Here is a 23,280-nt window from a genome sequence, read left to right on the forward strand (position 1 = left end):
CGCCGAACCCCCGCAGCCTTGCCGTGCTCGGGCTTCTCCTGGCCTGCGTCGCGGGCCCGGTCGGTCTCGTCGTCAGCCTCGTCGCGTTCATCCGCTCGCGTCGTGCGGGAGAGAAGAACACCGTCGCCCTGGTCGGGATGATCGTCGGCCTGGCCACGACTGCGGCGTTCGTCGCCGGGGTCCTCTACTTCCAAGCCGTCTTCGCCGGGCAGACCGGCGTCTGTGCCGAACTCGGACCCGGCGTCCACGACGGCGCCTTCGGCACCTTCACTTGCCCTGCGGGCTGACGCAGCTCGCCCGGCCCCGCAACGGAAGAAAGCCCCCGAGGTTCTCGGGGGCTTTCTTCTCGGGCTGACCTCCCCGAACGAATCCGGGATGAACGACCCTCTGGCGGTACCGGTGGGATTTGAACCCACGGTGGAGTCAACCCCCACACATGTTTTCGAGACATGATCCTTCGGCCGCTCGGACACGGTACCGGGAGAGAGCTTAGTACATCCGCGCCCCCCTGTCGAAACCCACCTCCGACCGGCGTGAACCGGCGCGAAGCGCTGCCCCGAGGCCAGCCGGGAGCGCTTCGTGACGGTTCACCGCACCTCCTCGAGGGGCCCAGATCGACCACGGAGACCCGAGGCAGGTCGAGACAGGGACTCTCGCGGCTCCGGCCAGAGCGGCGGGCGTACGCTCCCCGCATGCCCACCCGCCACCCCCTCGCCTTCCTCTCCGGAGTCGGCGTCACCCTCGCCACGGGCGGGGCCCTCTTCGCCGTCTGGCGCCGCGCGCTCCGCAGCCAGCGCTCGGCCGCCGCGACCCTCAACGACCTGCTGCCGGTGCACTCCGCCTGGTGGCGCGACCGGTTCGACCGCAAGGGCGCCCTGCTCTACGTGGCGCTCGGCGACTCGACCGCGCAGGGAATCGGGGCGTCGAGCCCGGCGCGCAGCTACGTGGGCAGGTTGTCGGTGCGGATCCGGCACGCGACCCGCTCCTCCGTCCGGGTCGTCAACCTCAGCGTCAGCGGAGCCACGACGTGGCTCTGCCGCAAGGACCAGCTGCCCAAGCTCGAGAAGTACCGGCCCGACATCGTGACGGTCGCGATCGGGGCGAACGACGTCATCGACTTCGACGCCGAGACCTTCGAGCGCAACCTGCGGCACATCTACGAGGCGCTGCCGAGCCACGCGATCGTGGCCGACCTGCCGACGATGTGGATCCCCGAGCGCGAGCACCGCATCGCCGAGGCCAACGCGATCGTGCGCCGCCTCGCCGACGAGTTCGGCCTCACCGTCGCTCCCCTCTACGACACGACGCGCAAGCAGGGCCTCGTCCGCACGTTCCGCAACTCGGCCGGCGACCTGTTCCACCCGAACGACCGTGGCTACCGTGTCTGGGCCAGCGCCTTCGAGCCGGCCATCGCCGCCCGCGTGGCACGGATCGCCGCCGACCACGCCGTCACGGACGCCGACGCCAGCGTGCACGACGCCGCGACCGCGGGATCGACGGCCCGCACCGCCGAGCGTGCGGCGTCGCGCGCCTCGGCCCGCGGCACGGACGCGCTGCCCCGCAGCTGACCCCGGCACCCGACTGCACGGCACGGCACCGGACGGCACCGGACCGGCAGCCCTCGCGACCGGTCCCGTCAGCCGAGGAGGCGCCTCCTACTTGACCGTGAAGGTCACCGATGACGAGGTGCTCGCCCCGATGCTGCCGTTGCCCGAGTACGTGACGACGAGCGGGTAGCTGCCTGCCTTGCGGAACCCGGCCACTCCCACGGTGATCTTGCCCTTGGCCGCTGCCGAGAGGGTGGCGGTGCCGACGACGGTCTTGCCGTACCTGATGGTCACGGTGCCCGTGGGTCCGGCGACGCCAGGGGCCGCCACGCTCACCGCGACGTAGGCGGCCTTGCCCTTCGGGAGGGACGAGCGGGGCGAGAGCACGGTCCTCGACGTCGCCTTCGAGACGGAGAACGACACCGCCGCGCTCGAGGAGGGCAGCGCAGTCGAGACGGACGGCGTGAACGTCGTCGTGATCGCGTGCGAGCCGGCGGCGGTGCCCGCGGGGACGACCCACGAGGCCTTCCCCCCTGTGACGGCGACCTGTGCCGCCACCTTTCCGTCCAGGCGGAAGGCGACGGTGCCCGTGCCCGTCGCGGCGGCCCCGGCGACCGAGGTCAGGGAGGCGGTGGCCGTGATGCGCGAGGTCGCGCCGTGCACCTGCGAGCCAGCGCTGAGGCGGAGCGTCGACACGGTCGGGGCCTTGTCCACGGTGACCGTCGTGGTCGCGGACGTGGAGGTCGACTGGTCGGCCGCGGTCGGGCTGAACACGGCGCGCAGGGAGTGCGCACCGGGTGCGAGCCACGCCCCGAGGGGGAACGCGGCCGTGCCGCCCGTCGCCACCGGCACAGTGGCGAGCGTCGTGGTCCCGTCGACGAACGCGACGGACCCCGCAGGGGTGGCACCTCCTGCGACCGCGACCGTCGCGGTGAGGGCCGCCGTCGGCATCGTGCCCCAGGTCTGACGTGCCCGGTCGGTGCCGAGCGTCGTCGTGGTCTCCGCCGCGACCTGCTTCGGCGCGGGCCGCCCGGCGGTGTCGCCTGCGGGCGCGACGCCGGTCGGCGTGCCGCCGGCGAGGCTGACGTCGAGCACGGCTCCGGCAGAGGGCGAGGTCGAGCGGACCGCGACGGTGAAGCCGCCGTCGGCGCTCGTGAAGCTCTCGCCGGCGTCGAGGTGCGTGTCGCGGCGCGTCAGGTCGCCCGCCTTCACGGGGCCGGCCGCCACGACGGCGGTCGAGACCGCGGTGCCGGACAGGGGCATCGCCCGCAGGACGCGCACCTCGCCGAGGGCCCGGTCGCCGTTCAGGGTGCAGCGCACGAGCACCTTGTCGAGCGACGAGCACCGCGGCGTCGCGCCCCGGAACTCGGCGCTGGTCGCGTCACGGCCGCTCGCGGTGCGGTACTCGACCCAGTAGGTGTCGCCGCTCAGCGGGTCGACGACCTGCACGGCCCGGCCGCCCGGCGTGGTCGGCGCGCCGTCGAGCGCGCCGACGGTCACCTGCTGACGGGTGCCCGGCTCGCGGAGCGTCGTCGCGTCGACCTGGAAGCCGGCCCGGAGGCGCTGGGGCGTCGACAGGTGCGGTCGCGCACCCGAGACCGAGTAGCCCATGATGTCGAGGAAGTCGCCGTACTCCTCCACCGGGCAGGCGACCGACGTGTCGGTGTCCGCCGTGTGCGCGTAGTCGGAGAGGGGAGCGTCGACAGCGTCCGCGGTGCGGCACATCCCGGCGCCGGCGTGGCCGAGGCCGAGGTTGTGGCCGAACTCGTGCAGCAGCACGGGGACGCCGAGGCCGGTGTCCGTGCCGACCGAGCTGAAGATCTCGCCGCCGCCGCCGCCGACGGTCGCGAAGGCGGCCGAGCCGCAGGTCTCGCGGGTCAGGACGAGGAGGTGCTGGTCGGTGCCGGCCCAGCGGTACGACGCGAAGGCGCCCCCGAAGGCGGTCGTGTGCACCGAGTCGAGCACGGCCGACGGGTCGCAGGTGGTCTTCGCGAGCGAGGTGCGCTCGATGCCGCCGAGCTGGACGTCGACGGTGCCGCCCGACTCCTCCCACCAGAAGTCGTGCAGCTGCCGGATCGCCGTCGTGACGGACGCGTCGTCGGGCGGGGTGGCGGCGTCGTCGGCCGTGGTCGCCGTGACGGTCGCGATGCTGACGGAGACCTCGTGCACGACGGCGACGGAGGCCGTCGCGGCCGCCTGGGTCGGCGGCTGCGCGCCCTTCTCGTCGACGGACGTCTGGTCTGCGACGTCCGCCTCGCGGGCCGCGACCTCGGCAGCCTCGGCGTGCAGGTGCGGAGCCGTGACGGGCGTCGACGGGACGGCGATCATGTCGTCGGTCAGGTCGGGCGCTGCCGGGGTGCCGGCCTGTGCGGTCGTCGAGACGGGCGCGGTCGCGATCGTCGGGTCGGGCGCGGCGGCGTTGGCCGCCTGTCCGTCGACGAGGCCGCCGACCACGATCACGGCCGCGACGAGCACGGCGGACGCACGGATGAAACGGGGGGTGGGCACAGCGAACTCCAGTCGTGCGGGAGGCTGCGGGGTCGTCGGGACCGCACGCTCGACAGCGCGTGGTCGTCGGGACCACGCGCTGGACAACACGTGGCCGTCGGGACCACGTGCACGTGGCACGGCCGTCGGGACCGCGCACGTCGCGTGGCCGTCGGGGGGCCACGCGTTCACCGCAATATCGATGCAAACACAACGACTTCGGCCCCGAGCCCCCCACAACGGGTCAGCCTCACTCAGCGGCCAGGGCTGCCCGCCAGTCCACAGCCGACACGAGGACGCGCCTCCGCTGTCGGACGTCCCGCCTAGGCTCGCAGCATGCCTCGCCCCACCACCCCGCCCTTCCGCTGCACCGAGTGCGGCTGGACCAGCCTGAAGTGGGCCGGCCGCTGCGGCGAGTGCCAGCGGTGGGGCACCGTGGTCGACGTCACGTCGGCTCTCGTGAGCGCGCGGGGCACCGCGCCCGTGTCGGTCGGCGGCGACCGGGTGGCCCGTCCCATCACCCAGGTCCAGGCCGGCGCCGTGGCCTCCTGGCCGAGCGGCATCGCCGAGTTCGACCGGGTGCTCGGCGGCGGCATCGTGCCGGGCGCGGCGATCCTGCTCAGCGGCGAGCCCGGCGTCGGCAAGTCGACGCTGCTGCTCGAGGTCGCCTCGCGCGCCGCCGCGACCGGCGCCCGGGTGCTCTACGTCACCGCAGAAGAAAGCGCGCAGCAGGTGCGGATGCGGGCGGAGCGCACCGGGGCGATGCACGACAACCTGTTCCTCGCGGCCGAGGTCGACCTCGCCGTGATCCTCGGGCAGATCGAGCAGGTCGACCCGCAGCTCGTCATCGTCGACTCGGTGCAGACGGTCTCGTCGTCGTCGATCGACGGCATCGCGGGCGGCACGTCACAGGTCCGCGAGGTCGCGTCGACGCTGATCCGCGTCAGCAAAGACAGGAACCTGCCGGTGCTGCTGGTGGGGCACGTGACCAAGGACGGCACGATCGCCGGCCCGCGCCTCCTCGAGCACCTGGTCGACGTCGTGTGCCAGTTCGAGGGCGACCGGCAGACGGCGCTGCGGTTCATCCGCGCGCACAAGAACCGCTTCGGGCCGACCGACGAGGTCGGCTGCTTCGAGATGACGGGCGACGGCATCGCCGAGGTCGCCGACCCCAGCGGGCTGTTCATGTCGCGCAACGGCGCACCGGTCAGCGGCACCTGCATCACGATCGCGATGGAGGGGCGGCGTGCGCTGCCCGTCGAGGTCCAGGCGCTGATCGTCGCCAGCAGCACCCCTCAGCCCCGACGCGTCGTCAACGGCGTCGACTCGTCGCGCGTCGCGATGCTGCTCGCCGTGCTCGAGCGGCGGGCGGGCATCCGTCTCGGCGACGCCGACGTCTACGTGTCGACGGTCGGCGGCATCAAGATCACCGAGCCGGGGGCCGACCTGGCGATCGCCCTGGCCCTGGCGAGCGCCAGCCGCGACGTCAGCTACCCGCACACCATGGCAGCTGTCGGCGAGATCAGCCTCGCGGGCGAGATCCGGCCGGTGTCGTCGCCCAAGCAGCGAGCGAGCGAGGCCCGCCGACTCGGGTTCAACCAGCTCGTCGACGCTGAGTCGGGCAACCTGCGCGAGGCGCTGCGACGCGCCTTCAGCGCGGCCAGCACGCCCCGCGAGCGCGAGCTCGACGGCGCCTTCTAGCCCGCACGTCGATCACGGGCGAGTTCGTCCGCCACGGGCCGTCGCGACAGCCCGCCTGAGATGAACCCGCCCGCCTGCCGCGCGCCGGGCAGCCCACCGCGGCAGCGCCGGGCTCCCGCTACTTGAGGGCCTTGAGCAGGTCCTCGGGGGCGGCGGCCATCGTGTGCGGGCCGGCGATGTCGAAGAACACCTGCTCGAGCACGTCGAGGTGCACCTCCATGAAGGCACGCAGCGCGTCCGAGTCGTAGAGCATCACCTCGAGGTCGGGGTCGTCCGGCACCATCGCGGCGTACGCCTCCGCCGAGGAGAAGAGCAGCAGGATGCGCTTGTCGGTGTTCTCGCGGCCGAAGACGCGCACCTGCTCGGCGGCGACGGAGACGGGCTCGGCCGAGTCGCGGTCGGCGACAGCGCCGTCAGCCTCTGCGGCGGACGCGGCCTCGGCCGGTGGCACCACGAGCTTCGGCACCACGACCACGTCGTGACGCAGGGCGAACGCGACGGCGGCGACGTCCTGGCTGGCGAGCGCCAGCTCCAGCGCCTCGGAACGGGGGGAAGCAGCTTCGGTCATCGCTCAGTTCAGGATCATGGGGGCGGTGTCGGCTGACGTGATGTCGCCGACGCTGACGGTCAGTCGGTAGGTCGCGCCTCCTGCGGGCACCGCCTGGCGGGAGTCGGCGTCGCAGGTGTCGGGCGTCGAGCGCGTCCTGTCCCAGGAGATGGCCGGGGTCGAGAGGGTCTGGCCCGCGGTGAGGGTGACGTCCTGGTCGGTGGGGTCGACCTGGCAGTCGGCGGACGACCACCACTGCTCCTCGCCGCTCGTGACGACGAGCTTCTGCTGCCCCGACCCGAGGTTGACCACGCAGTCGGACGAGCCGGTGTTGGTCACCGACATCGAGATCTGCGGCAGCTCGGTGGGGGCGAACACCTGCTTGTCGACGACGGGGACGAGCTCGATCGACCCGGCAGCGCAGCGTTCGCCGTCCTCGGTCGTGGGCTCCGTCGACGCGGGGTCAGGGGTCGCGTCGGCAGCAGGCGCCGTCGCGGTCGAGGTCGCGGCGGGGGCCGGGTCGGCGGCGGGCGTGCTCGTCGCGGCGGCTCCCGGCTCGTCCCCGGACGCGCCGGGCCGCACGACGATGAGCACGACGACCACGATCGCGACGATCAGGCCGAGCAGCACGAGGGCTCGTCGACGCCAGTAGACCGAGGGCGGCTGCGGGCCGGTCGGATTCGTGAACGTCGACATGCGCACAGGTTAAGTGCTGGCCATCGTCCCGTCCCGGATGCTGGCGGCGTGTGCGCCTGAGAACTTGCGTGGAGGGCCCTGGCCGACCAGCGCCTCCTGCGGCCTGGCCCTCGCTCAGCCCTCGAGACGGGGCAGGGCCTTCAGCATGCGCGAGTTGCCGAGCGTGTTCGGCTTGACCCGGGCGAGGTCGAGGAACTCGGCGACGCCCTCGTCGGTCGAGCGCACGAGCTCGGCGTAGGCCTCCGGCGGCACCAGCCCCTCGTCGCCCACCTCGAGGTAGTCGTGCTTCACGAAGAAGTCGACCTCGAAGGTGAGGCAGAAGAGGCGCCCGATCTCGAGCCGACGGGCGGCGCCCTCCAGCGAGTCGAGGAGGCGGTGGCCGACTCCCCGACGGATCCAGGCCGGGTCGAGGGCGAGCGTCCGGATCTCGGCGAGGTCGTCCCACATGACGTGCAGCGCGCCGCACCCGACGGGCACCCCGTCGGGGCCGACGGCGATCTGGAACTCCTGCACGTCGCCGTAGAGGGTGACGAGGTCCTTGCCGAGCAGGATGCGCTTCTGCACGAAGGGCTCGCAGAGGCGCTGGATGTGCGGCACGTCGCTGACGACGGCGTCGCGGACGGTGATGCCGTGCAGGTCCGCGGAGGTCATCCCCCGAGCCTACCCAGCCCTCTGCCCTCGCTGCCCGCGCATGCGAGAGGGCGGCCCGGCCGGAGCCGGACCGCCCTCTCGGCGGATCACGCGGAGCTGACGCTCCTCTCGAGCTGGCTCGCGCCTAGCTCTCGATCTCGGGGACGTCGCCCACGAGCACCTCGTCGCGGCCCGGCTGGCGGGTCGTCGTGAAGACGAACTCGCCGTCGACCCAGTCGACCAGCACGTGGTCGCCGGCCGTCAGGTCGCCGGTGAGGATGCGCTCGGACAGGCGGTCCTCCACCTCGTGCTGGATCGCACGACGCAGCGGACGGGCACCCAGGGCCGGGTCGAACCCGATCTTGATGAGCTGCTCCTTGGCGGGCACCGTCAGCATGGCCGTCATGTCGCGGTCGAGCAGACGGTCGCTCAGGCGCTTGATGAACAGGTCGACGATCTGCAGCAGCTCGGGGTTCGACAGCTGCGGGAACACGATGGTGTCGTCCACGCGGTTGAGGAACTCGGGCTTGAAGTGCTTCTTCAGCTCTTCGTTGACCTTGGCGCGCATGCGGTCGTAGCCGGTCGCGGTGTCGCCCTCGATCTGGAAGCCGACGGGACCGCCGGCGATGCCCTTCGATCCCAGGTTGGTCGTCATGATGATGACCGTGTTCTTGAAGTCGACCACGCGGCCCTGGCCGTCGGTGAGACGTCCTTCTTCGAGCACCTGCAGCAGCGAGTTGAAGATGTCCGGGTGGGCCTTCTCGATCTCGTCGAAGAGCACGACGGAGAACGGCTTGCGACGCACCTTCTCGGTGAGCTGGCCGCCCTCCTCGAAGCCGACGAACCCGGGAGGGGCACCGAAGAGCCGCGAGACGGTGTGCTTCTCGCCGAACTCCGACATGTCGAGGCTGATCAGCGCGCCCTCGTCGTCGAAGAGGAACTCGGCGAGCGCCTTGGCCAGCTCGGTCTTGCCGACGCCCGTGGGGCCGGCGAAGATGAACGACCCGGAGGGGCGGTTCGGGTCCTTGAGGCCGGCACGCGTGCGTCGGATGGTCTTGGAGAGGGCCGCGATGGCCTCCTCCTGGCCGATGACGCGCTGGTGCAGGGCCTGCTCCATGAAGACGAGACGCGAGGTCTCCTCCTCGGTGAGCTTGAAGACGGGGATGCCCGTCGCCTGGGCCAGCACCTCGGCGATGATGCCCTCGTCGACGGTTCCCCCGGCTCCGGCCTCGCCCGAGCGCCACTGCTTCTCGAGACGGAGACGCTCGCCGAGCAGCTTCTTCTCCTCGTCGCGCAGCGAGGCGGCCTTCTCGAAGTCCTGGTCCTCGATCGCGCCCTCCTTCTGGGCACGGACGCCGGCGATGCGCTCGTCGAACTCGCGCAGCTCGGGCGGCGCCGAGAGGATCGAGAGGCGCAGACGCGCGCCGGCCTCGTCGATCAGGTCGATCGCCTTGTCGGGCAGGAACCGGTCGCTGACGTAGCGGTCGGCCAGGTTCGCCGCCGACACGATGGCGCCGTCGGTGATCGAGACCTTGTGGAACGCCTCGTACTTGTCGCGCAGGCCCTTGAGGATGTTGATGGTGTGGGGCAGCGACGGCTCGTTGACCTGCACCGACTGGAAGCGTCGCTCGAGGGCGGCGTCCTTCTCGAAGTGCTTGCGGTACTCGTCGAGCGTCGTGGCGCCGATGGTCTGGAGCTCGCCTCGGGCCAGCAGGGGCTTGAGGATCGACGCGGCGTCGATGGCGCCCTCGGCGGCACCGGCACCCACGAGGGTGTGGATCTCGTCGATGAAGACGATGATGTCGCCGCGGGTGCGGATCTCCTTGGTGACCTTCTTCAGGCGCTCCTCGAAGTCTCCGCGGTAGCGGCTGCCGGCGATCAGCGAGCCGAGGTCGAGCGAGTAGAGCTGCTTGTCCTTCAGCGTCTCGGGGACCTCGCCCTTGACGATGGCCTGCGCGAGGCCCTCGACGACGGCGGTCTTGCCGACGCCGGGCTCGCCGATCAGCACGGGGTTGTTCTTCGAGCGGCGGGAGAGGATCTGCATGACCCGCTCCATCTCCTTCTCGCGGCCGATGACCGGGTCGAGCTTGTTGTCGCGCGCGGCCTGCGTGAGGTTGCGGCCGAACTGGTCGAGGACCTGGCTGCCGCCCTGCGCGCTCTGCTGCTGCTCGCCTCCGACGGCCACCGCCTCCTTGCCCTGGTAACCCGAGAGGAGCTGGATGACCTGCTGGCGGACGCGGTTGAGGTCGGCGCCGAGCTTCACGAGCACCTGGGCGGCGACGCCCTCGCCCTCGCGGATCAGGCCGAGCAGGATGTGCTCGGTGCCGATGTAGTTGTGGCCGAGCTGCAGCGCCTCGCGGAGGCTCAGCTCGAGGACCTTCTTCGCACGCGGCGTGAAGGGGATGTGGCCCGTGGGCTGCTGCTGGCCCTGGCCGATGATGTCCTGGACCTGCTCGCGCACGGCGTCGAGCGAGATGCCCAGCGACTCGAGGGCCTTGGCGGCGACGCCCTCGCCCTCGTGGATCAGCCCGAGCAGGATGTGCTCGGTGCCGATGTAGTTGTGGTTCAGCATCTTCGCCTCTTCTTGGGCGAGGACGACGACGCGACGGGCACGGTCGGTGAATCTCTCGAACATCTCTTGACTCCCTCGGTGGCGGGGTGGTCGTCGCCACCAGTACGCGGTCGACACCTGCATTCGGTGCCGGTCTACGGAGAGCGTAACCAGCGCCTCCCCCGCAGGTCATCCCTGTTCGCTGGGGGCGTGACACCCTGTGAACCAGGGGGACAGCCGAGGAGGCGCGGGTCACGTCGACCGGGTCAGCCGGGCGGCAGGGGCGCGGGCTAGCCTCGCCTCATGGGCAACCTCGTCGTCGGTCTCGTGCCGCACCCCACCAAGTCGGTCCGCGACTCCGTCGACATCCTCTGCGGGTGGAAAGCGCGCGGCGACGCCGCCGGCGGCCACGTCCGCCTCGTCGCGCAGGTCGCCGACGAGTCGCGCATGCAGGGCGGAGTCGAGCTGATCGACGAGCAGGAGTTCCGCGACACGGTCGACGTCGTCGTGGCCCTCGGCGGCGACGGCACGATGCTCGGGGCGATGCGACTCGTCTCCGAGCGACCGGTGCCCGTGCTCGGCGTGAACTACGGCAACGTGGGGTTCCTGGTCGAGGTCGAGCCGCACGAGCTGCCCGCCGCCCTCGAACGGCTCGCCGCCGAGGACTTCTCGCTCGAGCCGCACCACGCCGTCGAGGTCGTGCACACCGCGTCGGGCACCGAGAACCGGTTCCTCGCGTTCAACGACGTGTCGATGGCGCGTCGCCCCGGCGAGGGCGTGGTCACGGCCGATCTCGTGCTCGACGGCACGCCCTACGGCTACTACAAGGCGGATGCGATCGTCGTCGCGACGAGCGCCGGCTCGACGGCCTACAACTACGCAGCCGGCGGGCCGATCCTGTCGCCCGCGGTCGCCGCGACGCTCATCACGCCGGTCGCGCCGATGTCGGGCATCGACCGCTCGGTGGTGCTCGGGCCGCTCGAGCAGCTGCGCTTCCAGATCGGCCGCGGCACGCACTCGGCGGCGCTCGAGGTCGACGGCCGCGTCGTCGCCGACGTGAGCGACGGCTGCGTGGTGTCGATGTCGCTGCGGCCGGAGGCCGGCCAGGTGATCCGCCTCGACGCCGGCCGGCACGCCACCAAGGGGCGGCTCAAGCTCAGCCTGCTCGACCTGCCGCTGCGCGAGGACCAGCTGCTCGAGCTCGTGCCGAGCGACGTCCGCGCCAAGTTCAAGGCGCGCACCGCGCACCGCCGCGGCGCCGCCGGTGCCGAGGCCACCGAGGTGCTCTCGCCCACCCCGCCGGCCTGACCCGCGCCTCCTGGCCGCTCCGCGCCTCCTGGGCTCGGCGCGGTGAACCGTCGAGAAGTGTCGGCCGGCGGGGCTGCGACAGCACTTCTCGACGGTTCACGACGGCGATGGCGGCGACCGCCGCCTAGCCGAAGACCTCCCCGAGGGCCTCGGCGAAGAGGTGGTCGTGCGAGCGGTCGAAGCCCCGGCGGCTGAACCACTCGCAGATGTTCCGACAGTCGCGCTCGAGCAGCTCGGCGCCCTGCGGGTTGCTCGCGACGTCCACGAGCTGCGGGACGTCGATGACGACGACGCGCCCCTCGTGCACCAGCAGGTTGTAGGCGCAGAGGTCGCCGTGGGCGAAGCCGGCACGAGCCAGGACCAGCACGATCTCGGCGACCTGCTCGAACAACGGCCACAGGTCGGCGCCGTCGGCACGCGTCTGCGCAAGACGGGGCGCGGCGGCCGTGCCGGCGCCGATGAACTCCATCAGCACCTCCGTGCCCGAGATCTGCACCGGGTAGGGCACCGGCAGGCCGAGTGCGTGCATCCGCCCGAGCGCGTCGAACTCCGCGGCGGCCCCTCCTCCTCCTCCTCCCGGCGTTCGCGGTTCCCCTGGCCCGTCTCCCGACGATGAGAGGCCATGAATCGATCTTGCGCAGGGCGAACAGGTCGATCAGGGGCCTCTCGCCCACCTCAGACGTCGGCCCTCCCCGAGAGCGGGCTGGAGCGTCACTCCACCGTGGACTCGGGAGGCACCTCACGGGGCGCTGTGCTCCTGTCAGCATCGGAGCGTGCCTCTCGATCCACTCCCTGCCCGGTTCCGCTCCGGCGCCTTCGTCGTCGCAGACGCGCGGAGAGCCGATGTGAGCGAGGGGCGTCTCCGCGGTCGCGATCTCGACGCCCCGCACCACGGTCTCCGTGTCCCCGTCCATCTGCCTGCGACGACGGTCGTCGACCGCGCACGCGCCTTCGGACCGCTGATGAGGCCTGCCTGGTCCTTCTCGCATCTCACGGCCCTCGGCGTCTGGGGGCTTCCGCTCCCGCTCTGGGCCCAGCGACACTATGCCCCCGTGCACGTCGCGAGCGACCGCGGACACGGCCCGCGGAGGCCAGGTGTGATCGGGCACCGCTGGGGCGGGCCGTCTCGCCGGTCAGAGGTCCTCAACGTCACTGGTCTGAGGGTGGTCGATCCCGTCACGGCGTGGATGCAGTCGGCTCCTTGGCTGACCGAGGAAGAGATCGTCTCGGTGGCCGATGCCCTGGCCGGACGGTGGTCGCCGTACGCGGATGCACGGGAACTGCCGGTCAGCGCACTCGTCACGGCAGTTGAGCACTCAGAGCCTGCGCGTGGCACATGGGCCCTCCGTCGCGCACTGCCCCTCGTCCGTCCGGACGTCGAGTCGCCGAAGGAGACCGAGCTGCGCCTGCTCCTGGGCCGGGCGGGACTGCCCGAGCCGGAGGTGAACGTCCGCACCTACGACGAGAACGACCTGTACCTGGGCAAGCCCGATCTCAGGTGGCTGCTGTTCAACACGTGCGCCGAGTACGAGGGCGACGAACACAGGACCGACAAGCACCGTCACCGGAGTGACATCGCTCGCCGAGAACGCTTCGCCGACGCAGGGTGGCGAATGGTCCGCGTGACCGAGGACGATCTCCACGGGGTCGCGAGCAAGCGCCTGATCGCACGGTTCTGCCGCCTCCTCGGTGTCTGAGAGGCCTCGAATCGACCTCAAGACGCCTGCGCGGTTCGATTCGAGGCCTCTCAACCGGCCGGGGCAGAGTCGGACACAGAGAGAGGGCCGCCTTCCCGGGTGAGCGGGGAGGCGGCCCTCAGGCAGAGCAGACCGGCTTACTGCAGGTAGAGCTGCAGGTCCTGGCTGACGGCCTTCGCGAACATGCGGAGACGGGCGCGGCTCTCGACGCGCGAGACGGCCTGACGCGAGCTGTGCACGCGCTTCGAGATCTCGTCGAGGGTCATCGGCTGGTCGTCGTCCAGGCCGAAGCGCATGCGGATGACGCGGGCCTCGTCCTCGGGCAGCGTCGCGACCAGGGCGTGCATGTCGCGATTCAGCAGAGCGTTCTCGGTCGCGGCCGTGGGAGACGGGGTCTCCTCGTCCTCGATGAAGTCGCCGAGCTCGCTGTCCTCGGCGTCGCCGACGACGGTGTGGATCGAGACGGGCTCGTGCGAACGCGACTTGAGCTCGACGAGGTCGGCGACCTCCATGGCGACCTCCTCGGCCACCTCCTCGACGGTGGGCGCACGGCCCAGGTCGACGGTGAGGTCGCGCTCGGCACGCGAGATGCGGTTGATGCGCTCGACCGTGTGCACGGGGATGCGGATGGCGCGCGCCTTGTCGGCGAGGCCGCGGGCGATGGCCTGACGGATCCACCAGGTGGCGTAGGTGGAGAACTTGTAGCCCTGCGTGTAGTCGAACTTCTCGACCGCGCGCACCAGGCCGAGGTTGCCCTCCTGGATGACGTCCATGAAGGGGAGGCCTCGCTGCGTGTAGCGCTTCGCGATGCTGACGACGAGGCGGAGGTTCGCCGTGATCATGCGGTCCTTGGCACGCTCGCCGTCGTGCTGCAGCCAGCGGAGGTCACGCATCATCTCGGCGTGCGCCTTGGTGCGGTTCTTCTTGACGGCGTCGGCGGCCTGGAGCTCCTTGAGCTTCTCGCCGGCGAACAGGCCGACCTCGATGCGACGCGCGATCTCGGTCTCCTCCGCCGCGTCCAGCAGCGGCATGCGGCCGATGTGGCGGAGGTAGTCGCCGACCTGGTCGGTGGATGCGCCGCGGACCTGCGACAGGACCTCGACCTCGGGCTCATCGGTGGTGTCTGTGGTGGTGTTGCGCGTGGTGACGGATGTGATCGTCATCGTTCTCTCCCTGCTCGAGATCTGACCTGTGTCATGTCGAATAGTTCGTGAAGCTCTTCGGCGTTGATAGAAGTCTGGCGCGTGGCAGGGTCCCGATAAAAGTCGCTCCGGTCCTTCGTTAGGCAGTTCTGTGCGCGCGTACAGGGTTTCGAGCCTTTCGGGGGACGCGAGGGACCAGGCTTTGACGTGCGCGGCGTCCGGGTGTATTACGCAGAACTGGTCAGCGGGGTACAGTGCGTGCCGCTCGTCCCAGCCCGGGGCGCCGGACGGGGTACAGGTCGCTCCTCCCGGGCCTCGACTGCGATGCACCGGGGTACAGCGAACGCCCGCCGACAGGGTCGACGGGCGTGGGGCGCAGGGCCCAGGTCAGGAGGTGCGGGTCAGGAGGCGCGGGTCGCGCCGGCCTCGCCGCGCTCGAGCGCCTCGGCCCGCTCGCGCTCCTCGGCCTCGATCTTCGCGTAGGCGGATCGCTCGGTCCGGTCGGCCCGCAGCAGCGAGCGAACGACGAACCAGAAGATCAGGCCCACGACGATCGTCGGCGTCACGGCGAAGATCGCGGCTCCCAAGAAGGTCTCTGGCATGCGTCGAGGATAAGCCAGGCCGGCCGCCCGTGCCTGAGGATGCGTCGAGGCCGAACCACCTCGCCCGCGGGGCCGGCTCGCAGGAGGCGCCGGGCGCCTCCTGCAGGATCCCCTACTTGACGAGCGGGAAGAGGATCGTCTCGCGGATGCCGAGCCCGGTGATCGCCATCAGGAGGCGGTCGATGCCCATGCCCATGCCGCCGCTCGGCGGCATGCCGTGCTCGAGCGCGCGGAGGAAGTCCTCGTCGAGGCGCATCGCCTCGGCGTCGCCGCGGGCCGAGAGCGCCGCCTGCTCGACGAAGCGCTCGCGCTGCACCACCGGGTCGACGAGCTCGGAGTAGGCGGTCGCGAGCTCGAAGCCGCGGACGTAGAGGTCCCACTTCTCGACGACGCCGGGCTTCGAGCGGTGCTGGCGGACGAGAGGGCTCGTGTCGACGGGGAAGTCGACGACGAACGTCGGGCGGTCGAGCGACGGCTTGACGAAGTGCTCCCAGAGTTCTTCGACGAGCTTGCCGTGCGTCTCGTGCGGCACGACCAGGTCGGCGGTCTCGGCCAGGCGCTGCAGCTCGGACACGGTCGTCAGCGGCGTCACCTCGACGCCGGCGGCCTCGCTGAGCGACTCGTACATGGGCACACGGGCCCACTCGCCGCCGAGGTCGTACTCGGTGCCGTCGGCGAGCGTGACGAGGTGGGTCCCCGCGACCGCGAGCGCCGCCTCCTGCACGAGCTGCTGGGTGAGCCGGGCCATCTGCTCGTAGTCGCCGTAGGCCTGGTACGCCTCGACCATCGCGAACTCGGGCGAGTGCGTGGAGTCGGCGCCCTCGTTGCGGAAGTTGCGGTTGATCTCGAAGACGCGGTCGATGCCGCCGACGACGGCGCGCTTGAGGAACAGCTCGGGCGCGATGCGGAGGAACAGCTCGGTGTCGAACGCGTTGCTGTGCGTCTGGAACGGACGCGCCGCGGCGCCGCCGTGCATCGTCTGGAGCATCGGGGTCTCGACCTCGAGGTACTCGTGCTGGTCGAAGGTGCGACGCAGCGACGAGACCGCGGCCGCACGGGCACGCACGGTGGCACGGGCCTGGTCGCGCACGATCAGGTCGAGGTAGCGCTGCCGCACCCGGGTCTCTTCGCTGAGCTCGCCGTGCAGGTTCGGCAGCGGCAGGATCGCCTTCGAGGCGATCGCCCACTCGCTCACCATGATCGACAGCTCGCCGCGGCGCGACGAGATGACCTGGCCCTTGACGAAGACGTGGTCGCCGAGGTCGACGAGGTCCTTCCAGTCGGCGAGCGACTCGTCGCCCACCTCGGCGAGCGACACCATCGCCTGGATCCGCGAGCCGTCGCCGGCCTGCAGCGCCGCGAAGCAGAGCTTGCCCGTGTTGCGCGCGTGCACGACGCGGCCGGCCAGGCCGACCACCTCGCCCGTCTCGGCACCCGCCTCGAGCTCGGCGTGCCGCGCCCGCACGGCAGGGATCGTGTCGGTGATCGGGACGCCGACCGGGTACGCGTCCCGCCCCGTCTCGAGCAGCCGGGCACGCTTCTCGAGCCGCACCTGCTTCTGCTCTGAGGCCTCGCGAGCCGCCTCGGCCGCGGCCGCCGCCACGGCTGCCGCGTCGTCGGAGGGGGTGGTGGTCTCGGGCGCGTCGGTCATGTGCAGGGGGCTCCAGCGGGGGTGGTGGTGGTGGTGGTCAGGGCTGACAGAGGAGGAGGGGCGACGAGGAGGCGCGTGGCCGTCAGGCGCCGAGGCCCCCGCCGAACGGGGACGGCGGGTCGTCGAACGCGGCCATGTCGATGGTACCGGGGCCGCTCGAGCCGCCGGCGACCCCCAGGGCCCGGTCCATGGCCGAGCGGACCAGGGGCGCGATGAGACGGCCCGGCTCGGGGACGCCGAGCTCGGCGAGCATCGACACGGACTGCGTGACGATCGCGGCGGAGAACTCGGTGGCGGTCGCGACGGCCTCGGCGTAGCGCGGCCGGTCGGCCTCGCTCACGAGCACGGGCTCGGCGCCCATCTCGACGACCAGTGCCTGACCGATCGGCTGCACCGGACCGGGAGCGGTCACGGCACACCAGGCCTCACGGAGCCTGACGAGGTCGATCGTCGTGCCCGTGAACGTCAGCGCAGGGTGGATCGCGAGCGGGATCGCCCCCGCGGCCAGCGCCGGCCGCAGCACCTCGAGGCCGTGGGCAGCCGATGTGTGCACGACGAGCTGACCCGGCTGCCAGACACCCGTCGCGGCGAGGCCCTGCACGAGGTCGGCGAGCTGGTCGTCGGGCACCGCGATCAGCACGAGCTCGCTGCGCTCGACGATCTCGGGGACCGTCAGCACGGGCACGCCCGGCAGGATCGCCTCCGCCCGGTCCAGGCTCCGCTCGGACACGGCCGAGATGCCGACGATCGCGTGCCCCGCCGAGGCCAGGGCGGCGCCGAGCACCGGCCCGACGTGGCCGGCTCCGATGATGCCGACGCCGAGGCGGCCGCTCTGCTGCGGGCTCACGGGCGGGGCTCGTCTCGGGGGGCGTCCGCAATCCGAGACAGATCCTGCTCGCCAGCGTTCGGCGGCGGGGTCGCAGCGCTGCCCGAGGACGGATCACTCTCAAATTTGAGAACAGGGGCGACGGGAGCGGAGGAGGCGGGGGCCGGATCTGCCGGGTCGACAGCAGGGGCAGGGGCAGGGGCAGGGGTCGAGGAGGCGGCCCAGCGATGGGTGCGGTCGGCCCGGGCCGAGGTCACCGCGTCCCGCGCGGCACCCTCGAAGAAGGCCATCGCGTCGTCCTGGTCGAGCGCGCCGATCGTCGCGATGATGGGCCCCTGGACGGTGTGCAGGTGCACGGCGGCGAGGCGGAGGCGACGCAGCAGAGGACCCTGCGAGAGGCCGACGCTCTGCATCCGCGGCAGGGGCACGACGACGAGTTCGCGCCAGATCGCGCCCTTGCGGAGCAGCAGGGCGCCGGGAGCCGTGCGGAACCCGTTGCGGCGCCACGAGAACCAGCGCAGCACGGCGGCCCGACGCGGCGACGTGGTGAAGCCGCCCTCGCTGCCCCGCGAGGTCAGGCCGTCCTCGACGAGCGAGAGGGTGTGCGAGGCGTGCTCGTCCACGACGGCACGGGCGGGCTCGGCAGGCGAGCCGGGCCCGGCGGGCTCGGCGGACTCGGCCGCCTCGGCCGCCTCGGCGAACGTGGCCTGCGAGGACGACGGGACCGACGCCTCCTCAGCTCGCTCCTCAGCTCGCTCCTCGGCCTGCACCTCGGCGGCGGCCACGCCGACCAGCTCGGGCAGCACGAGCTCGAGCACGCGACGGACGTCGGCTTCGTCGCCGACCGGCAGCAGCGTCGAGTTGCCCTGGTGCCCCGAGCCGTCGGTCGACGACCGCGATGCCCGGTTGATGCTGATCTGCCACCAGCCGAACGGTCGCCAGAGCAGCGGCTGGCTCACCTTGACCGAGTGGATGCGGCCGGGCGGCAGCGTCTCGTTCGTCGTCGAGAACAGCCCGTAGCCGATGCGGATGCCGTCCCGGGACGACGAGATGCTGTAGCGCAGCGACTTCGTGACCCGGTTGACGTAGTACCCGCTCGAGCCGAGCACGGCGGGCAGCAGGGCGAAGAGGAGGAAGAACTCCCCCGTCACCCGCACGCTGACGACCACGGCGATCGCCGCCGCGACGAGGAACAGCGTGTACCCGCTGAGCAGGACGGAGCCGATCAGGCGACCGGCGTCCACCTTCACGACCGACTCGGGGGGCGCCTCCTGCGGGTCGAGGCCGTCGGAGAGGAAGTCCTGGGCGCGCTGCTCGACGAGGCCGACGAAGCGCTGCGCGGGCGCCGCCTGCTCCGACGCCGCCTGCGCGGGCGCGGCCTGCGACGGCACCGCCCGGACCCCGTCGACGGCCGACCGCTGCACGCCCGACGCGCGCCGCAGGATCTCGCGCCGGAGGTCGTCCGCGGCCGCCGAGCGCAGGTACGCGAGCGACACGTTGGCGTCGTCGCCCGCCTGGCTCACCTCGAGCTTGGCGGCGCCGAAGACACGGGCCAGCACCGGCCGCTGGATGTTGATCCCCTGCACCCGGTCGAGCCTGGCGCGCCGGTTCGTGCGGAAGACGACGCCGCTGCGGACCTCGACGATCTCCTCGGTGACGCGGAACGTGTTCATCCGCCACGACAGCCAGAAGACGAGCACGAGGACCGCGATGACGACGAGCACCCCGAGCAGCACGAACCCGAGGAACCCGTGCTCGACGACGTAGCCGAACGGATCGCCCTCGCCGTCGCCGTCGGGACGTCGACCGCCCGGGACGAAGAAGCCGACGACCCACTCTCGGGCGTTGTTGACGATGATGCCCAGCACGACGATCAGGGCGATGCCACCCTTGAGCAGCGGAGTCGCGGGGTGCAGGCGGTGCCACTCGCCGTCGGTGAGCTCGGCGACCGCGGCAGGCGCCGAGGGGCCTGGCAGGCCGGCGGAGCCGGGTCCGTCCGCAGGAGGCGGTGCCCCCTCCCCCGGCAGCGGCCCGCTCACAGCCCCGCCCGGCGCGACTCGGCGAGCTCGACGAGGCGGTCGCGCAGGGAGTCCGCCTCCGCCTCCGGCAGGCCGGGGATCGTCACGCCCGACGACGCCGCGGCCGTGACGAACTTGAGGTCGCTGAGCCCGAGGGCGCGGACGACCGGGCCGCGGTTGATGTCGATCAGCTGCATGCGGCCGTAGGGCACCGCGACGAAGCGCAGGTACAGGATGCCGCGGCGGACGAGCAGGTCGTCCTCGCGCAGCTGGTACCGGATCGAGCGGACGCGTCGAGGCACGAAGGCCATGACGACGATCATGACGACCACCACGGCGGCGGTGATCGCGTAGCACCACCAGGCGCCGATGAACCAGAGCGGCGTCGTGGCCGCGGCGGCGATCAGCCCGGTGACCAGCCAGCCCACGAGCTCGGGCCAGACGTACTTGGGCGAGATGCCGGTCCAGGCGGGCTCCGCCACGTCGAGTCGGTCCATGGCGCGTACCTCCGGGTCGGCTGCGGGTCGCCCTGCAGCAGTGCTGTCGGCGGGGCCGTCGGCCTGCGGCGGGACTGCCGGCCTGCGGTCAGGCCGCCTGGGCTCCTGGTCCGCCCTCGTCGTCCCCAGGCGGCACCGTGCACATGTGCTCGGCGACGATCCCGGCCGCGAGGAGGCCGAGGCCCCCCACGACGGCGACGATCGTGGGCACCACGGAGCCTATCGCCACGTCCACGCCGCGTGTCGTCATGAACGCGAGCACCCCTCCGCTGGCCCCGGCGAAGAGCGCGCCGGCCAGGCTGCTGGCCTTGGCGAGCAGCAGCACCCGGGTCGCGTAGTACGCGTCGATGCGCTCCTTCTGCGTGCCCTTCGCGACCCGTCGCACCGGCAGCGCCATCGTGACGACGATCCCCCCGATCACGAGCAGCACGAGGCCGAGCACGATCGACGGCGTGATCGAGGGCTGCCCGGACGAGACGAGCGCGGCGTCGATCACGAAGCCGCCGACGAGCGCCACGAGCGCGAGGCCGATCAGCGTCGCGGGGCGGGTGTGCCTCACGAGGCGCCTCCCGCCGGGTCCGCGGCGGTGCCGGTGCCGGTCCTGGCAGCGGTGCCGGTGGCCGAGGAGGCGCGTGACGGGTCGAGCAGGCTGGTCGCCCCGGGCACGGGCCGGGTGCGGTCGGGCAGCGCGGCCAGCAGGTCCGCGACGCGTCCTCGGCTGCCGAGCCGCGCCTCCTCGTCGACCTGGAGCCACGGCTCGAGCACGAACGCGCGCTCGTGGGCACGGGGGTGCGGCAGCGTCAGGCGCTCGGTGTCGCACTCGAGGTCGCCGAGCACGACGACGTCGAGGTCGAGGGTCCGGTCGCCCCAGCGCTCGTCGCGCACGCGGCCGTGGTCGTGCTCGATCGCCTGCAGCGCGTCGAGCAGCGCCAGGGGCTCGAGAGTCGTCTCGACGAGGGCGACGGCGTTGAGGTAGGTCGGCTTGCTCTCGTCCGGGCCGGCGAGCGTCACGGCGACCGACGACACCGGCGAGGAGGCGGCGGTCACGGTCACTCCCGGGGTCGCCGCCAGCGCGGCGACGGCGTCGCGCAGCAGCTCGTCGCGTTCGCCCAGGTTCGAGCCCAGCGCGACCACGCCTCGACGCGTGACGGGCGTGCCCCCGGCCGCGCCGCTCACGCCGGTCACGCGCGCTCCCGCACGACGGTGATCGACACGTCGCCGAAGGGCACCGTGATCGGGGCGCTCGGCTTGTGCACGGTCAGCTCGACGCGGGCCGCGGCCGGCCAGCCCAGCACGACGGCGGCGAGGCGCTCGGCCAGGGTCTCGATCAGGTCGACGGGGTCGCGCTCGACCGCCGCGACCAGCTGCTCGGCGAGCACGCCGTAGTGCACCGTCTGCTCGAGGTCGTCGCTGTCGGCCGCCGAGGTCGTGTCGAGGTGCACGACGGCGTCGATCACGAACTCCTGCCCGTCGCGCCGCTCGTGGTCGAAGACGCCGTGGTGGCCGGTGGCGCGCACGCCGGTCAGCCGCAGCACGTCGAGCCCGACGGGTGCCGTGCGGACCGACGCCGCCTCGTCGGGCCCGCGCCCGTCGTCCGCCGCGTTCACGCGTGCCTCGCCGAGCGCGCCGGGCCCGACCCGCGCTGCCACGCCTGCCAGACGTCGAGGGCGGCACGCGTCGACGCGGCGTCGTGCACCCGCACGGCCCAGACGCCCGCCTGGGCCGCCAGCACGCTGATGACCGCCGTGGCCGCGTCGCGGTCGCGAGGCTCGGCGCCGTCCGGCAGCAGGTCGCCGAGGAAGCGCTTGCGCGACGCCCCGACCACCATCGGGTGGCCCAGCCGGCCGAGCTCGTGGAGGCTGGCGAGCACCTCCCAGTTCTGGTCGGCGTCCTTCGAGAAGCCGAGACCGGGGTCGAGCACGACCTGCTCACGCGCGACGCCGGCCTCGACGAGGTCGTCGACCCGGCGGCGGAGCTCGTCCCGCACCTGGCCGGGCACGTCGTCGCCCCGCATGCCCGCGGTCGCGTCGGCGAGGTGGCCGCGCCAGTGCATCGCGACGAACGTCCGGCCGGTGTCGGCGGCGACCTGGGCCATGTAACGGTCGGCGAGGCCGCCCGACACGTCGTTGATCACGTCGGCGCCCGCGTCGACTGCCGCGAAGGCAGTGGCGGCGTTCATCGTGTCGATGCTCAGCCGGACGCCCTCGGAGGCGAGCTCACGGATCACCGGCAGCACCCGGCGCTGCTCCTCGACCGGGTCGACGCGACGCGCCCCCGGCCGGGTGGACTCCCCGCCGACGTCGACGATGTCCGCCCCGGCGGACACCAGCTCGCGGGCGTGGCGCAGGGCGTCGTCGAGGCCGACGTAGCGTCCGCCGTCGCTGAACGAGTCGGGCGTGACGTTGAGGATGCCCATGACGAGCGTGCGCGAGACGGTGATCGCGCCGCCGCCGCCATCGCCCTCGTCGCGTCGCGCCCGGGCAGGGCGCACGGAGGCGGCGGGCCGCTGGACGGGGATCGCCCGCGTCGCGACGTCGCGCGGGTCGGCCTCGTCCGCGCGTCCACGCGCGCGGCGACGCGACCGCGGGCCGGAGGCGGTCGTCGCCGAGCGTGCGCCCGCACCCTCGGCGGCCGCCGCGGCGGCGTCGTCGGCCTCCAGCCTCAGCAGCTCCGCCCGGTCCTCGGGAGGCGCGGCGTGCGAGGCCACGCGGGTGCGCTCCCGAGGCGGCCGGCCGGGCTCGTCGTGCTCGCGGGCCGGTGCGTCGACGAGGCCGGGCGCGGCGTGCGAACCCGCACGGGTGCGGTTCGTGTCGTCGACGGGCAGCGGGCCGTCGTAGCGACCGCCGACGACGAGCCGACGACCGGAGACGTGCCCGGCGGCAGCCGCAGGGGCCGGGGTCGGTGCTGGGGCCGTGGACGCTCGGGGGGCGACGGCCGCCGGGACCCCGGGCCGCGCGCCCGTGGGCGGTGTCGGGACGGGAGGGTGCTCGTGCGAGGCGACCTGCGCGGTCGGCGTCTGCGCGAGCGGCGTCGGCGTCTGCGTGATCGGCGTCTGGGTCGCCGGGGTGTGCGTCGCCGGGGTGTGGGTCACGGGCGGCAGCTGTGCGGGCGGGCGGACCGCAGCCCGCTCGTCGAGCGACAGCGCCAGACGGCGCTCGGCGCCGGCGGCCGGGGCGCTGGCGGGAGGAGGTGCGTCGACGACGACCGGGTCCGGGTACCGCTCGCGACCCCGCGGCCGCTTCCAGGCGCGTGGCTCGGACGCGGCGGACGAAGGCGAGCGGTGGGCACCGTCGGACGGCGAGTCGGTCACGGGGCGGTTCCTCCGATCAGGGCCACGGGTCGAGAGGCAAGGCTACCGATCCGGGCGGGCGACGTGCGCC

Annotated in this window: 21 protein-coding genes and 1 tRNA gene; 5 read left to right on the forward strand and 17 right to left on the reverse strand. The window is 72.6% G+C overall.

What is annotated here, in order from left to right:
* The first annotated feature begins 23 nt into the window (after positions 1 to 23).
* Positions 24 to 287, forward strand: coding sequence for a hypothetical protein (locus JOE35_RS00535; protein WP_209559362.1), 264 nt, complete (start codon positions 24 to 26; stop codon positions 285 to 287).
* Positions 288 to 388: 101 nt separating this feature from the next.
* Here the strand turns inward: JOE35_RS00535 and JOE35_RS00540 are convergent.
* Positions 389 to 479, reverse strand: a tRNA-Ser gene (locus JOE35_RS00540).
* A gap of 213 nt (positions 480 to 692) precedes the next feature.
* On the opposite strand from JOE35_RS00540, the gene JOE35_RS00545 reads away from it, so the two are divergent.
* Positions 693 to 1,568: an SGNH/GDSL hydrolase family protein gene (locus JOE35_RS00545; protein WP_209559363.1), complete on the forward strand. Its 876-nt coding sequence runs from the start codon at positions 693 to 695 to the stop codon at positions 1,566 to 1,568.
* A gap of 87 nt (positions 1,569 to 1,655) precedes the next feature.
* Here the strand turns inward: JOE35_RS00545 and JOE35_RS15950 are convergent, their stop codons facing one another.
* A complete protein-coding gene (locus JOE35_RS15950) occupies positions 1,656 to 4,055 on the reverse strand; it encodes an Ig-like domain repeat protein (RefSeq protein ID WP_209559364.1) in 2,400 nt (799 codons plus the stop codon).
* 315 nt (positions 4,056 to 4,370) lie between these two features.
* Between JOE35_RS15950 and radA the strand changes: the two genes are divergently transcribed.
* Positions 4,371 to 5,735 carry a DNA repair protein RadA gene (radA, locus tag JOE35_RS00555; protein WP_209559365.1) on the forward strand — a complete coding sequence of 455 codons (1,365 nt, stop codon included), beginning with the start codon at positions 4,371 to 4,373 and terminating at the stop codon, positions 5,733 to 5,735.
* Between the two features lie 118 nt (positions 5,736 to 5,853).
* Here radA and JOE35_RS00560 read toward each other — a convergent pair whose 3' ends face one another.
* From JOE35_RS00560 to JOE35_RS00575, 4 genes are all read right to left on the reverse strand, one after another.
* Positions 5,854 to 6,303, reverse strand: a complete 450-nt coding sequence (locus JOE35_RS00560; RefSeq protein ID WP_209559366.1) for a dehydrogenase — start codon at positions 6,301 to 6,303, stop codon at positions 5,854 to 5,856.
* Between the two features lie 3 nt (positions 6,304 to 6,306).
* Positions 6,307 to 6,978, reverse strand: coding sequence for a hypothetical protein (locus tag JOE35_RS00565; protein ID WP_209559367.1), 672 nt, complete (start codon positions 6,976 to 6,978; stop codon positions 6,307 to 6,309).
* A 114-nt stretch (positions 6,979 to 7,092) separates the two neighbouring features.
* Entirely contained in the window at positions 7,093 to 7,629 is a 537-nt protein-coding gene (locus tag JOE35_RS00570; RefSeq protein WP_209559368.1) for an amino-acid N-acetyltransferase, read from the reverse strand.
* 124 nt (positions 7,630 to 7,753) lie between these two features.
* A complete protein-coding gene (locus tag JOE35_RS00575) occupies positions 7,754 to 10,243 on the reverse strand; it encodes an ATP-dependent Clp protease ATP-binding subunit (protein WP_146902288.1) in 2,490 nt (829 codons plus the stop codon).
* 219 nt (positions 10,244 to 10,462) lie between these two features.
* On the opposite strand from JOE35_RS00575, the gene JOE35_RS00580 reads away from it, so the two are divergent.
* Positions 10,463 to 11,467: an NAD(+)/NADH kinase gene (locus JOE35_RS00580; RefSeq protein ID WP_209559369.1), complete on the forward strand. Its 1,005-nt coding sequence runs from the start codon at positions 10,463 to 10,465 to the stop codon at positions 11,465 to 11,467.
* A 124-nt stretch (positions 11,468 to 11,591) separates the two neighbouring features.
* On the opposite strand, the gene JOE35_RS00585 is transcribed toward JOE35_RS00580, so the two are convergent.
* Positions 11,592 to 12,095, reverse strand: a complete 504-nt coding sequence (locus JOE35_RS00585; protein WP_307803116.1) for an RIO1 family regulatory kinase/ATPase — start codon at positions 12,093 to 12,095, stop codon at positions 11,592 to 11,594.
* 814 nt (positions 12,096 to 12,909) lie between these two features.
* On the opposite strand from JOE35_RS00585, the gene JOE35_RS00590 reads away from it, so the two are divergent.
* Positions 12,910 to 13,164, forward strand: a complete 255-nt coding sequence (locus JOE35_RS00590; RefSeq protein ID WP_209559371.1) for a hypothetical protein — start codon at positions 12,910 to 12,912, stop codon at positions 13,162 to 13,164.
* Between the two features lie 137 nt (positions 13,165 to 13,301).
* On the opposite strand, the gene JOE35_RS00595 is transcribed toward JOE35_RS00590, so the two are convergent.
* From JOE35_RS00595 to folP, 10 genes are all read right to left on the reverse strand, one after another.
* A complete protein-coding gene (locus JOE35_RS00595; protein WP_209559372.1) occupies positions 13,302 to 14,327 on the reverse strand; it encodes a sigma-70 family RNA polymerase sigma factor in 1,026 nt (341 codons plus the stop codon).
* Between the two features lie 380 nt (positions 14,328 to 14,707).
* Complete coding sequence (locus tag JOE35_RS00600; protein WP_123547471.1) at positions 14,708 to 14,908, reverse strand: hypothetical protein; 201 nt, start codon at positions 14,906 to 14,908, stop codon at positions 14,708 to 14,710.
* 112 nt (positions 14,909 to 15,020) lie between these two features.
* Entirely contained in the window at positions 15,021 to 16,559 is a 1,539-nt protein-coding gene (lysS, locus tag JOE35_RS00605; RefSeq protein ID WP_209559373.1) for a lysine--tRNA ligase, read from the reverse strand.
* Between the two features lie 82 nt (positions 16,560 to 16,641).
* A complete protein-coding gene (locus JOE35_RS00610) occupies positions 16,642 to 17,406 on the reverse strand; it encodes a Rossmann-like and DUF2520 domain-containing protein (protein WP_209559374.1) in 765 nt (254 codons plus the stop codon).
* On the reverse strand, positions 17,403 to 19,424 hold the full coding sequence (locus JOE35_RS00615; RefSeq protein WP_209559375.1) for a PH domain-containing protein: 2,022 nt from the start codon (positions 19,422 to 19,424) through the stop codon (positions 17,403 to 17,405). The genes JOE35_RS00610 and JOE35_RS00615 overlap by 4 nt, the downstream gene beginning before the upstream one ends.
* Positions 19,421 to 19,900, reverse strand: a complete 480-nt coding sequence (locus JOE35_RS00620) for a PH domain-containing protein (RefSeq protein WP_209559376.1) — start codon at positions 19,898 to 19,900, stop codon at positions 19,421 to 19,423. Before JOE35_RS00620 ends, JOE35_RS00615 begins: the two co-directional genes overlap by 4 nt.
* 88 nt (positions 19,901 to 19,988) lie before the next feature.
* On the reverse strand, positions 19,989 to 20,459 hold the full coding sequence (locus JOE35_RS00625) for a DUF3180 domain-containing protein (RefSeq protein ID WP_209559377.1): 471 nt from the start codon (positions 20,457 to 20,459) through the stop codon (positions 19,989 to 19,991).
* Entirely contained in the window at positions 20,456 to 21,085 is a 630-nt protein-coding gene (gene folK / locus JOE35_RS00630) for a 2-amino-4-hydroxy-6-hydroxymethyldihydropteridine diphosphokinase (protein ID WP_307802872.1), read from the reverse strand. Before folK ends, JOE35_RS00625 begins: the two co-directional genes overlap by 4 nt.
* Positions 21,082 to 21,507, reverse strand: a complete 426-nt coding sequence (gene folB, locus JOE35_RS00635) for a dihydroneopterin aldolase (protein ID WP_209559378.1) — start codon at positions 21,505 to 21,507, stop codon at positions 21,082 to 21,084. Before folB ends, folK begins: the two co-directional genes overlap by 4 nt.
* A complete protein-coding gene (gene folP, locus JOE35_RS15955; RefSeq protein WP_307802873.1) occupies positions 21,504 to 23,210 on the reverse strand; it encodes a dihydropteroate synthase in 1,707 nt (568 codons plus the stop codon). The genes folB and folP overlap by 4 nt, the downstream gene beginning before the upstream one ends.
* Between the last annotated feature and the right edge of the window lie 70 nt (positions 23,211 to 23,280).

Source organism: Frigoribacterium sp. PvP032, from assembly GCF_017833035.1.
Classification (GTDB): Bacteria; Actinomycetota; Actinomycetes; order Actinomycetales; family Microbacteriaceae; genus Frigoribacterium.